12 protein-coding genes are annotated in these 12,833 nt (G+C 32.7%); 11 read left to right on the forward strand and 1 reads right to left on the reverse strand.

Features of this window, described 5'->3' with window-relative positions; genetic code table 11:
• Positions 1–7 precede the first annotated feature (7 nt).
• The 8 genes from BLV37_RS09255 (at position 8) to BLV37_RS09295 (ending at position 8,485) form a co-directional block, all read left to right on the forward strand.
• The gene (locus tag BLV37_RS09255) at positions 8–694 is read left to right on the forward strand and encodes a hypothetical protein (protein ID WP_091730379.1); all 687 of its coding nucleotides are present in this window, start codon (positions 8–10) and stop codon (positions 692–694) included.
• 27 nt (positions 695–721) lie between these two features.
• Positions 722–2,239, forward strand: coding sequence for a hypothetical protein (locus BLV37_RS09260; RefSeq protein WP_091730382.1), 1,518 nt, complete (start codon positions 722–724; stop codon positions 2,237–2,239).
• A gap of 9 nt (positions 2,240–2,248) precedes the next feature.
• Positions 2,249–3,400: a zinc ribbon domain-containing protein gene (locus tag BLV37_RS09265; protein WP_091730385.1), complete on the forward strand. Its 1,152-nt coding sequence runs from the start codon at positions 2,249–2,251 to the stop codon at positions 3,398–3,400.
• A gap of 463 nt (positions 3,401–3,863) precedes the next feature.
• Positions 3,864–4,538, forward strand: a complete 675-nt coding sequence (locus BLV37_RS09270; protein WP_091730393.1) for a response regulator transcription factor — start codon at positions 3,864–3,866, stop codon at positions 4,536–4,538.
• Positions 4,535–5,833, forward strand: a complete 1,299-nt coding sequence (locus BLV37_RS09275; RefSeq protein WP_091730395.1) for a HAMP domain-containing sensor histidine kinase — start codon at positions 4,535–4,537, stop codon at positions 5,831–5,833. Before BLV37_RS09270 ends, BLV37_RS09275 begins: the two co-directional genes overlap by 4 nt.
• Positions 5,834–6,108: 275 nt before the next feature.
• Positions 6,109–6,807: a zinc metallopeptidase gene (locus tag BLV37_RS09280; protein WP_091730398.1), complete on the forward strand. Its 699-nt coding sequence runs from the start codon at positions 6,109–6,111 to the stop codon at positions 6,805–6,807.
• A gap of 304 nt (positions 6,808–7,111) precedes the next feature.
• Complete coding sequence (prxU, locus tag BLV37_RS15335; RefSeq protein ID WP_244270514.1) at positions 7,112–7,831, forward strand: thioredoxin-dependent peroxiredoxin; 720 nt, start codon at positions 7,112–7,114, stop codon at positions 7,829–7,831.
• 231 nt (positions 7,832–8,062) lie between these two features.
• Positions 8,063–8,485, forward strand: coding sequence for a hypothetical protein (locus BLV37_RS09295; protein ID WP_091730406.1), 423 nt, complete (start codon positions 8,063–8,065; stop codon positions 8,483–8,485).
• A gap of 78 nt (positions 8,486–8,563) precedes the next feature.
• Here BLV37_RS09295 and pdxS read toward each other — a convergent pair whose 3' ends face one another.
• Entirely contained in the window at positions 8,564–9,430 is an 867-nt protein-coding gene (pdxS, locus tag BLV37_RS09300; protein ID WP_091730408.1) for a pyridoxal 5'-phosphate synthase lyase subunit PdxS, read from the reverse strand.
• A 134-nt stretch (positions 9,431–9,564) separates the two neighbouring features.
• On the opposite strand from pdxS, the gene pdxR reads away from it, so the two are divergent.
• From pdxR to BLV37_RS09315, 3 genes are all read left to right on the forward strand, one after another.
• Positions 9,565–10,986, forward strand: a complete 1,422-nt coding sequence (pdxR, locus tag BLV37_RS09305) for a MocR-like pyridoxine biosynthesis transcription factor PdxR (protein ID WP_091730411.1) — start codon at positions 9,565–9,567, stop codon at positions 10,984–10,986.
• 84 nt (positions 10,987–11,070) lie between these two features.
• Positions 11,071–11,343 carry a hypothetical protein gene (locus BLV37_RS09310; RefSeq protein ID WP_091730413.1) on the forward strand — a complete coding sequence of 91 codons (273 nt, stop codon included), beginning with the start codon at positions 11,071–11,073 and terminating at the stop codon, positions 11,341–11,343.
• Between the two features lie 325 nt (positions 11,344–11,668).
• Positions 11,669–12,781, forward strand: a complete 1,113-nt coding sequence (locus tag BLV37_RS09315; RefSeq protein ID WP_091730416.1) for an ATP-NAD kinase family protein — start codon at positions 11,669–11,671, stop codon at positions 12,779–12,781.
• The last annotated feature ends 52 nt before the right edge of the window (positions 12,782–12,833 follow it).

Below are 12,833 nucleotides of genomic sequence, written 5' to 3' on the forward strand. Positions count from 1 at the left end.
GAATAAAATGAAGAAAAAGAAATCAAAAATCATATCTAGTGTATTTATAAGCATTATACTGCTCATGGGATTATTTTACATGAATAGCACAATTGTACTGTATATATTTGGGGAAAGGACAACGGCTATTATAGATGGGACAAGTCAGCGTATTGAAAATAGAAAGGAATATCAAAATTTAACTACAAGATATTCAATAGCATATCATTTTACTGTAGATGGAAAGGAATATCACAATACAGTTTTTTATAATAGTGGAATGAGAGAGACAACAATTGTAGGACAAGGAGATGAAATAAGGACTATACATATCCGATATTTGAAGATTTGGCCTAGAATAAACAATTTAGAAAAGCTAGTATCCTTTGAAAATCCTTTCAATTTATTTTATCGTATAGTATCTATTATATTCTTAATAATTATATTTTTAATTGTTATAGGAGTTCTGGGAAGAAAGAGAAAAAAGAGAAGTAAAGAGCTGACTGAAGACTTAATACTTCAAAACAAATCAAGGACTAATAAACCTCTTACAATGGCCAAGCTTATTGAGGAAGATCATGATAATTATGATGAATTAATCCAAATATATTATGAGCAAGGCTGGGATAAAAGTGATCCTTCATGGCAGTGTACTTGCAGGCATTGGAATGATGGGAACTTTTGTATGTATTGTGGGAAGGGTAGGAATGCTTAATGTTCATAGATAAGGAGGGTGAAGGTTATGAAGAGACATAGCTTAATGTTTTTTTTAACTGTACTACTGATTTTTACTATATCAATTGCAAATGCTGACGAAGCTCATTCTGGCTACTGGGAAAGAGTGAACACCATAGATGAAAAGAAGTATTTCAATGAAGAACTAGTGGATAAAAACTATTGGTCAGCGAATTTTGGTGGTTTCAATGGAAATTCAGAATTTACCACTACTTATGTAGGGCCAAATGAAGAAGATGATTATGCACCAAGACCTAAAAATGGTGAAAGTGCAACAGTTACTAGCACCATAAGTGTTCCACCACAATATTTTAATGGTGGAGAAAAATTAAATCTAAACATCAACTTAGAAATTTCATCTTCCAATCAACATTTCTTTGATTTTAGAGGAGACGCTAGTGCTAGGTTTGATGAACCAGGAGTTCCAATTGGTCATGTTACAGGCGGTGCAATCAACTTTACAGTAAAGGATGAAAATGGAGATAATTTTGACTTCGCAGTATGGCTTTATGGTCCTACTAATTGGAGGTTTAAGGAATATGGGAATCAACCAAAGCAATCGGTTGTAGCATCTGCAGAGGCACCCTATGGAAGAGAAGAAGGAGAAAAAATATCAATCTATACACAAGCGGGAATGGGAAATCTAAGATGCAGAACTGAATATGTGTATGTTTGGCATGTAGAAGGAAAAGCTCCAAAATCCACTGATAATAAAGGAGTAGATAGTGGAAATAAAATAAAAGATACACTAAAATGGGCAATACCTGCTGGTGTTCTTATTGGTGGTGGAGGTTATGGAGCATCTAGAATTAGAAAAAGGAAAAAGAATGGGCCAAATATAGATCAGCTCAGGGATAAAAGAAACAAGCTAAGAAAAAAAGCAAAAGAAGGTAACGAATACGCAGGAAAGATGGCAGAAGCCTATGATGATGTTATTGAAGGCATTGAATGGAACGATGGAGTTCGGTTTGGTGATGAACATAGAATAAGAAGACTCAGCAGAATGTACACAAAATTCATGAATGGAGATATTGGAGAAAATGCAGCTCCTGATGAACTAGGAAAATTGGAATCCGAAACTAGTATGGAAAGATTCAAGAGAAACAGGGAAAACTGGAAGCAAACTAATAAGGATGGTACGGAAAAAACTTTTGAAGAAGTAGCCAGAGGAGATTCTGCCAAAGCAGTAATCGTACGTGCAGGAATAGATTATTTAACAGGAGGAGCTTCAGAGGCAATGTTTGGAGGAGCTGAAGCTTATTATACAACCAAAGATGCTATTATTGAAGAAGGCAGAGATGGTGTGGAAGCAATAGGTAAAGCAGTTACAAATTATGGTATTGGAAAAGTTACTGATAAAGCTATTAAAACAACAGTAAATAAGGGGACTGGGAAATTTTTAAGTGAAAGCACAAGAGAAGTAAATAAAGCAGTCACTGGCTTTGCTGAAAAATCTGCAACTGGATTTACTACCAATGAAGCAAAGTCTCTTGTATGGGATTTAGAAAAATCTATTAGAAAGTGAGGGAATAATATGAGGGAGAATATAATTATAATACCATCAAATCAGGTATTAGCAGCAGGTAAAAGCATGGGAATTGTTCAAAATACTCTTTCAAAGTTATCTGGATTTCCAGATGAAAATATTAATGTTTCTGTAAAAGAAGAATGGAAAGATGCACTTCATACACTTTTGGTGCCTAGAAAATTTATAAGACTGATAACAGCAGGAAAAGACAATACCTTAGAAAGCATGAATCTTGCCTGTAATGAAGATAAAATATTGCTCTACAATAGTACGGAGGAAGGGGATACTCTAATACAGATTGAAGAAAGATCGAAGCTTGAAAATAAGTTGAGCTTACTAATAGGAAATCAAGCAACAGTTAGAGATATATCTCTACCTATGACATTAGATGGACTTATGACACTTTCTGCTATTTCTGATATAATAAAAAAGCAAAAGCTAAAAAACATGTTGGATCCATCTTATGAGATGCTTCCACCTAGAATAAATGAAATTCAAAAGATTATAGAAGACTCAGAAGAAAAAATGGACCCTAGATGGTGGTTGACACCTTTTATCTCCTATATTTATGGATTAAATCGTAAAGTGAATGTTAATGATGGTCTTATGCCTCTTTTAGAGATGAAAATAATAGAGGCGCAGGAAGGAGTTGTTTATCCGACAGAATCTGGACTGGCATTTTTGAAGGATCTTTCCGATAGACAGGGAATCATTGGGATGGGGAGCTATTATTTTAAAGAAAATAAACCTTTGAAAAATACTATAGTAATACTCAGAACATCCGACCAGATTTGGTACTTTCAGTGTGGAGAAAACAGTATATTATCAAGTGTTGGTCATGATGAAGCAAAAGACATAATAAAAAAAGAGCTTATGTCAGGTGACGATGTTCCACAGGAAGATAGGCAAAACTATACTCTTAATAAGCATGAAATTAATAAAGAAATTAAAACAACCGATTCTAGAAAGTGGGTTTGTCAGTGTGGCAAAGAGAATATAAGTAATTTCTGTGGGGTATGCGGAAAATCAAAATCAGAAGGAAGTCAGCAAAAGGCAAGGAGCAAATTTTGCATGAACTGCGGCACTGAACTTAGAGAAGATGCTCAGTTCTGCGGCAATTGTGGTGCTAAAGTCAAAATTGATGCTTTGATACCTTAAAGTAAAGGAAACCTATTTGGAACATAAGGGGACTGTTCTTTTGTGCACAATAGCATAGAAAAACAGTCCTTCTGTATTTAATTATTTATTAACTTTACTGCTCCAAGAGGGTAGTAGCTTAAGTGCTTATTTGCATTTATAATTGCTTTTTTATTGACAATACCTTTCTTTAAAGAAAATAAAAATAATTAGATAGAACAGTATTAGTTCATATATAGTTCATATTGTTTTAATAAAATAAATATTATATCTTATTCTTCACCTTGGGTTTAGAATGATAAAAGTAGAGTTTTTTAATGAACTTACTTGGACTTTAATATTTAATTTGAGATAATATAAGAAAAGCTTTTATTAGTGCATAAAAGGTAGCTTTTCTTGAGCTACTTGCACTAATCAAGTTAATGAAACGAAAAAAATAAAAAAGCAGAACTTTCCTATTCGTTGTAAGAAAGAGGTGGTGAATATGGTTACTATTTTAGTAGCTGAAGATGATAAAAACCTTCAAAAATTGATTACAGCTATATTAAAGCAACATGGATATAATGTATTAAATGCTAAAGATGGTTTACAAGCATTGAAGATACTAGACAGAAATCATGTAGATCTAATTATTAGCGATATTATGATGCCCAATATGGATGGGTACGCATTAACTAAGTCCCTTAGAGAATCTAATTACAATTTACCAATTTTAATGATAACGGCAAAAGAAACTTTAGAGGATAAAAAGAAAGGTTTTATTGTAGGAACTGATGACTACATGGTTAAACCTATAGACATGGATGAGTTGATTTTAAGGGTAGCAGCATTATTGCGCAGATCTCGTATTGCAACTGAACATCGCTTAGTTGTAGGAGATGTACAACTTGATTACGATACATTGACTGTAAGTATAAAAGGCGATTCTAATGTTATACCTAAAAAGGAGTTTTATCTATTATTTAAACTTCTCAGTTATCCTAAGCAAATATTCACAAGACAGCAATTGATGGATGAAATATGGGGTATGGATTCAGAAGCTGACGAACGAACAGTGGATGTACATATTAAAAGATTAAGAGAAAAGTTCTTAAGCTGTGATGAATTTGAAATTGTTACAGTTAGAGGTCTAGGATATAAAGCGGAGATAAAAATATGAAGAAGATAACAGTAAAACTAGCTTTATTTTTTATTCTCCTTATATGCATTTCTTCAATTTTATCCTTTTTTATATCGACTTTTTTTATAGACAATATTGAAAATGAAATAAAGCTAAGCCAAGAATTAATAGCATCCTCTATACTTGAATTAAATCAAAAAACAGATTTAAGCATAGAAGAAATTATTAATATTACCTCTACTCCCATGTATGATGTTAACATAGTTGAAAATATTGATCTAATAGAAATTACAGAGGAAGAAATAGATAGAATATATAACAAAGAAATTGTTTTTTTAAATCATAGTAGATTATACAGACCTACTATACTACTTATAATAAATGACTCTTTTGTTCAAATAAGTCTTCATTCACATAACAATATATTTAAAATTGTCGCATCTCGTGTATGGATTACATTATTATTCTATGTAGTTATAGGAACTTTGCTAATTGTATTGCTTGCAAAAAGTGTGGTCAAGCCAATATTAAGACTAACTGATGCTACTCAAGAAGTAGCTAAAGGAAACTTTGATATACAAGTCGAGTATAAAAGTAATGATGAAATTGGCCAGCTTACAGAAAATTTCAATAAAATGACAAGAGAATTAAAAAACATAGAATATCTTCGCAAAGATTTCATAACTAATGTCTCTCATGAGTTTAAGACACCAATTGCATCTATTCATGGATTTGCAAAGTTAATACAGAAAGACAATATATCAGAGGAAGATAAAAAAGAATATGCAAATATTATAGTTGAGGAAACGACTAGATTATCTAATCTTTCATCTAATATGCTAAAGCTTTCAAAGCTTGAAAATCAAGAAATAGGAAATAAGAAATCTATATTTTATTTAGATGAGCAAATAAGAAGAAGTATTCTGCTTCTTGAATATGAATGGAGACAAAAGAATATTGAATTTGATATAGAGCTTGATAAAATCAAGTATTTGGGAGATGAAGAGTTACTTCAACAGGTTTGGATCAATCTTTTGGGCAATGCAATTAAATTTTCTAACAATAATAGCATAATTAATGTAAGACTTGAGACAAGAGAAGAAAATGTAATAGTTAAAATTAAAGATCAAGGCATAGGCATGAATGAAAAGACAAAAACGCGTATTTTTGAAAAGTTTTATCAAGGGGATGAAGCCCATTCCTCTGAAGGTAATGGATTAGGATTACCACTTGTAAAGAGAATAATAGATTTATACCATGGTAACATCCAAGTAGAAAGCACACTAAATAAAGGAACAACATTTATTATTAAACTACCATTAGAATATTTCTAATAACCAAATAATTAAGGTGTATTATGTTGCATTATGAAAAAATATAAATTAGTTCATACTTAGTTCACATTAATGATATATTATTATACTATACTTATAAAGTAAATATGAGAATTAGAATAAACAAGACTAATAATTAAAGCTTATAAAGCATTAATAATAGAAATTAGATTTAGTAAAATAGGGTATATTATAGGATATATTATATAGTATAGGTAAATAGCAATCTTACTTTAATAACAAAATATTAAATATGTTGAAGGAGAGTGGTACAAATGTATCCATATGGATTTTATCGATTTGATCCGACTATGATTATATTAATTCCAGCAATAGTTTTGACTCTATATGCTCAAAGCAAAGTTAAATCAAATTTTAATAAATATTTAAGGGTACCGACAAGAAGAGGGTATACTGGCGCACAGGTGGCAAGATACTTATTAGACCAAAATGGATTACATCAGATTCCAATTGAAGTTGCAAGTGGGCAATTAAGCGATCACTATGACCCTACTAAACGTGTGCTAAGATTATCTAGAGAGGTACATCAAGGTAATTCTATAGCTTCAGTAAGCGTAGCTGCTCATGAAGTAGGTCATGCTATTCAGCATGCAAATGGATATGCTCCATTGTCCATTAGAAATATAGTGTTTCCTGTGGCTAGATTTGGTTCTTCGGCTGCTTGGATTTTTATAATGGTAGGGCTACTTATTCCTTCTCTTGGAGGCTTAATGAATATTGGCATTTTGCTCTTTGGAGCAGCTGTACTGTTTCAAGTAGTGACGCTTCCAGTAGAATTTAATGCAAGCAGTAGAGCCTTAAAGCTACTTGATGCTAATGGATTTGTTATGGGTGAAGAATCAAAGGGAGCACAAAAAGTATTGAGAGCAGCTGCTTTAACTTATGTGGCAGCTATGGCTAGTGGAGTTGCACAGCTAATAAGGCTTATTTTAATTAGAAATAGTAGAGATTAAGATTAGCATATAAGAACTGAATAACATCATTTAATATTACTTATAAACTAATAAGGGATGTTTCAATATCACTGAAAAATTGATATTGAAACGTCTTTTTGTTTTCTTTATAGTAGCGCTTATCTTTATTCTAATTATATTGATAGATGCTTAGACTGTTTTAATAGCAGTAGGAGGTTTCTGATAGTAAAGTTCTACTTTTATAAAGTTCTATAAGGTTAAATGCTATATTTTAGGGTATATTTATAGAAAATATCTATAACATTTGTTATAGCAATAAAAATAATCTATAGGAGGTGGGTTTATGCCTGAGGAAATTAAAGTTGGTTGTGCAAGACCAGAGCTTAAAAAATCACCAGTAGAGGAAATTCATGAAACGCCAAAATCTATAAAAAAGGAGGAGGGACAAAAGATGTTAAGAGTAGGAAAATTAGCACCATCATTTACTGCACCAGCTTTTCACGAAGGTAAGTTTATAAATGTTAATCTAGAAGATTACAGAGGCAAATGGGTACTATTGTGCTTTTACCCAGGAGACTTTACTTTTGTCTGAGCTACGGAAGTTTCAGCAGTTGCTGAAAAATATTCTGAGCTACAAAAATTAGATGTACAAGTTCTTTCAGTGAGCGTAGATTCTGTATTTGTTCATAAAATGTGGAATGAACATGAATTATCAAAGATGATAGGCAAAGATATTCCATTCCCAATGCTATCAGATCAAGATGGAAGCATAGGGAAAATGTATGGCATATATGATGAAGATAGCGGAGTTGAAACAAGAGGAAGATTCATTATAGATCCGGATGGAATCGTGCAAGGCTTTGAAGTACTTACACCTCCAGTAGGTAGAAATGTAGAAGAATCTATAAGACAGGTCAAAGCATTTCAATTAGTAAGGGAAACAAAAGGTGGGGAGGTTACTCCATCAGGCTGGAAACCAGGAAAAACAACTTTAAAACCAGGTCCAGATCTTGTAGGTAATGTATGGAAGGCTTGGAAGGTTAGCGAGGCTTTTGAAGATTAGTGTTAATAATATTATAAAACCTTTCTTTTAAGCTGTAATTTTACATAAATCAGGGTGTGGGGGATTCATATCTCCTACACTCTTTTTAATTTTTGATATTTTGTTTAGGAAAAGGTAGTTTTATAAAATTATTATAGCAGATTTAGAAAACAAGCAGCACATTATGAATGATAATCTAAAGGCATGGTAATTGCCTTATAAATATTAAGATTAAGAAGGAGAATGTGAAATATGAAAAAATCAAAATATTTATTTATCCTCTTAAATACATCATTAGTATTGTTACTTTCTGCCTGTGGAGGTGGAAAGAATGGACCTAGTATTAGTAATGATAACAGCAATACAGAATCAGAAATTGGAAGCAAGAGACAACTTTGGCCTACAGAGGATTTACCTGGATTGCCTGAATTAAAAGGGAATATAGAAAGCTTTTTCAAGGAGGAAAACAGCTCTTATCTTACTATTAAAGTGGAAGGAACTGAAATCGTTGAAGACTATATAGAGCTACTAAGAGAAAAGAATATAGAGTTTTGGGACGAGCCAGTAATGTATGATGGAAATATGCAATTTTTATCATCAATCAGTGGAAATACTTTAAATTTTGCATATAAAGAATCAGAGAAGCTAGTGTTTATTGAATATATGTTAAACTAATTGTTAAATATTAAAGAAAAAAGTGTGTAAGGAAATTAATGTTACCTTACACACTTTTTTATAACGAAAAGGACTATTCTACCTTTGAGACATTAACAGCTCAATTTCTTGTTCATTAATTCCAACCATAGCCTCGCCCAAATCCTCAGACAGAGTAGCAATAAGCTTAGAGTCTTTATAGTTTGCAACAGCCTTTACAATTGCCTGTGCTCTTTTTGCAGGATTACCAGACTTGAAAATACCAGAACCTACAAATACGCCCTCAGCACCAAGCTGCATCATCAAAGCCGCATCAGCAGGAGTAGCAACTCCTCCAGCAGCAAAATTAACAACAGGAAGCTTACCGTTTTCGTGTACATATTTTACTAGAGCATAAGGTACCTGCAATTCTTTAGCCTCATGAAATAGTTCATCTTCTCTCATGCTTTGAAGACTTCTTATTTGTTGATTAATCATTCTCATATGTCGTACTGCTTGAACAATATCGCCAGTACCAGGCTCACCCTTTGTTCTTATCATTGAAGCACCTTCGCTAATTCTTCTTAATGCTTCTCCTAGATCTTTAGCTCCACATACAAAAGGAGAATCAAATTGAGTTTTATCAATATGATATTTGTCATCTGCTGGTGAAAGCACTTCGCTTTCGTCAATAAAATCGATACCTATTGCTTGTAGTATTTGTGCTTCAACAAAATGCCCAATACGTACCTTTGCCATTACTGGAATAGATACTGCCTCTTGTATGCTTTTAATCATTTTAGGATCACTCATTCTAGAAACTCCACCTGCGGCACGAATATCAGCTGGAATTCTTTCTAGAGCCATAACAGCACAAGCACCAGCCTCTTCTGCTATTTTAGCTTGCTCAGGAGTGGTAACGTCCATAATAACCCCACCCTTAAGCCTTTGTGCTAATTCTTTGCCTAATTCATAAGATTTTCTCATATTAACAACCTCCTTAATATAAACTTGACAAATTTATGTAACATGTTAATATTATTATATTCTTGAACTGATACTTCTAAAAGTATCAATTTGTCATAAGTTAATAGTATCAGTTATTGGAGGGTGGACTATTTATGAATATGCTCACATTTACAATTGATTTAGACAGTAGTATACCTATTTATCATCAGCTTTATGATTATATAAAGTCTGAGATTCAATCAGGAAAAATCACCTATAATACAAAGCTTCCTTCAAAGAGAAAGCTGTCAGCACATTTAAAAATTAGTCAAAATACTATACAAGCTGCTTATGACCAATTAATAGAAGAGGGCTATGTGGCCTCTATAGAAAGAAAAGGCTTTTATGTATGCAAGTTAGATAATATTGTAAGGATAAAGGTTCCAAAGGAAAATAATAAAAATGAAAACAAAAATAGCATAGATACTGTAAAATATGATTTTTCCTATCATGGAGTGGACATGGAAACCTTTCCATTTTCTATATGGAGAAGGCTAACTAGAGATGCAATCAATGAATATGATAAGGAGCTTGTAAAGCTTGGAGATTCACAGGGTAGCATGAGCCTGCGCAATAGCATTGCAGAGTATCTACGACAATCAAGGGGTGTCAACTGTTCAGGGGAACAAATAATAATAAGTGCCGGTACAGAATATTTATTTCAAATATTAATTCAGCTATTTGATAAAGATAGTGTCTATGGAATAGAGAATCCAGGCTATGAAAAGCTTAATTTGTTATTTAATAGTAATCGTGCTAATTTTAAAGCAATAAAAATCGATAGCATGGGGATGATACTAGAGGAAATAATAAAAAGTAATGGAAATATATTGTGTATAACTCCATCACATCAATTTCCATCAGGTAGTATTATGCCCATTAATAGAAGGATTCAATTGCTAAATTGGGCAAATGAAAAGGATGAACGTTATATAATCGAGGATGATTATGATAGCGAATTTAAATATAATGGCAGACCTATACCGGCTTTACAAGGCTTAGACCGAAATGGAAAGGTAATATACATGGGGGCTTTTTCCAAATCCCTTTCTCCCTCTATTAGAATTAGCTATATGGTATTGCCTGAAAAATTATTGAAAAAATATTTAGAAAAGCTTTCTTTTATTATTTGCCCTGTCCCATCCATAGAGCAAAAGGTACTTCATAGATTTATTCATGATGGATATTTTGAAAGACATTTAAATAAAATGAGAAATGTATATAAGAAAAAAAGAGAGATTTTGGTGGGAAAAATTACAGAATTAGATAAGGATATTGAAATAATGGGTGCAGATGCTGGGTTGCATTTGCTATTAAGGATAAATAATGGAATGACGGAAAAAGAATTAGTAGAAACAGCTTTAAAGGTAGGAGTTAAAGTATATGGATTATCAAAGTACTATGTTGATAAAAGCTATATTGGAGAAAAGCCAACAATATTACTTGGCTATGCATCCATGACAGAAGAAGATATAGTGAAAGCTATTGAAATTCTTTACAAAGCCTGGTTTAAAAAAATAACTATAACTACATAAAAATCATGTATTTAAGACAAAATAAAATGAGAAAGTTTTTTAACTCTTAAGCTAATTATTATTAATAGGTGAAGGAGAAGGTATATGATATATGATAATATTATTGAAAAAAGAACCGTCAACAATGGTTTTCATAGCTTAATGCTTGAAATATCTGCAGATGATTATAAAAGAGTATATGATGAGTTTAATAAGGATATTGCTTATGAAATTGTTAATAATCATTTGGAAAATAGAGGGGACGATGGTAAGGCATTAGATGTACGTATTCAACCTAATAACAAGGACAATATTGTAAGAATTTTTGCAGATGTTCATTACCTGGGAAATGAACATACAGAATATAGAAGACATTAAAACATATTTGCATATGCTTAACTCTAAAAAGGCTTCCATACTATAGAGGCCACTAAAAAACTTTAGTTTTTTGCTTGTCATTCTGAAACATAGTCGAAGAATCTCATTTTTTCAATATATGAGAGAGCCTTCGCTGATGCTTAGGATGACATAAAGGAACTTTTTTAGTGGACTCCTACATGGGGCCTTGTCTATTTATTAAACATATGCTATCTAACAGGGAACAAGGTCTTTTGGTTTATAACAGTTGTATTGGGTAAATAATAAGAAGAGTTCTAGGTTTTGAAATTATATTTATATAATTTGAATTATAGGAGGTTTTTTTATGAAGCTTGGATTTATCGTCAACCCTATTGCAGGCATGGGAGGTAGAGTAGGGCTTAAGGGCACAGATGGACCAGAGATCCTAGAGAAAGCTCGGCAATTAGGAGCGGTGCCTGAATCTCCAGACAAAGCAAAAAAGGCTTTAACATCATTATTACCATTAATAGATAAGCTTCAGATATACACATATGGAGGAAGTATGGGGGAAGAAGAAGCTGTTTCCTTAGGATTCAATCCAATAATATTAGGGGATATAAATAATAGCTCTGGACCTGAAAGCACTGAAGAGGCAGCAAAAAGAATGGCAGAAATAGGAGTTGACTTAATACTTTTTGCAGGAGGAGACGGCACTGCAAGAAATATTTATAATGCGATAGGAGCGGAAGTACCAGTTATTGGGATACCAGCAGGAGTTAAAATACATTCAGCAGTATATGCAAGTCATCCTAAAGCAGCAGGAGAAATAGCCTTAAAATATCTCCGTGATAAGAGCATAGGCACAAAAGAAGCAGAGGTAATGGATATAGACGAAAAATCATTTAGAGAAGGCATAGTGACAGCTAGGCTATACGGATATATGCAAATACCCATAGAGCCAGAGCTTATTCAAACAACTAAATCCGGCGGATTAGGTTCTGAGGAGGATGCATTAGAAGGAATTGCAGAAAGAATAGTTGATGACATGGAAGAAGGTGTATTTTACATAGTAGGCTCAGGAACATCTACTAGACCTATTATGGAGAGACTGGGATTACCTAATACACTTTTAGGAATAGATATAGTAAAAAATAAAGCATTGGTTGCATCTGATGTAAATGAAAAAGAAATTCTAGAAATTATTGAAGACAATAGGGCAAAGATAATAGTTACTGTTATTGGCGGACAGGGCTATATATTCGGCAGAGGAAACCAGCAAATTAGTGCGGAGGTAATAAAAAAAGTAGGCAAAGATAATATACAAATTATTGCAACCAAAAATAAACTTCTCTCTTTAAAAGGGCGACCTCTATTAGTAGATACAGGAAACGAAGAGGTAAATAGTATGTTTAAAGGATATATGAAGGTACTAATTTCGTCTTATATGGAGACTGTAGAAAGAGTAGAAGGTCTATAATAAACAGGGCTAAATAATTTAATATTAAAGCTATTGTACTCCTTTCAAGCAA

Origin of the sequence: Proteiniborus ethanoligenes, from assembly GCF_900107485.1 — a bacterium.
Lineage (GTDB): Bacteria > Bacillota > Clostridia > Tissierellales > Proteiniboraceae > Proteiniborus > Proteiniborus ethanoligenes.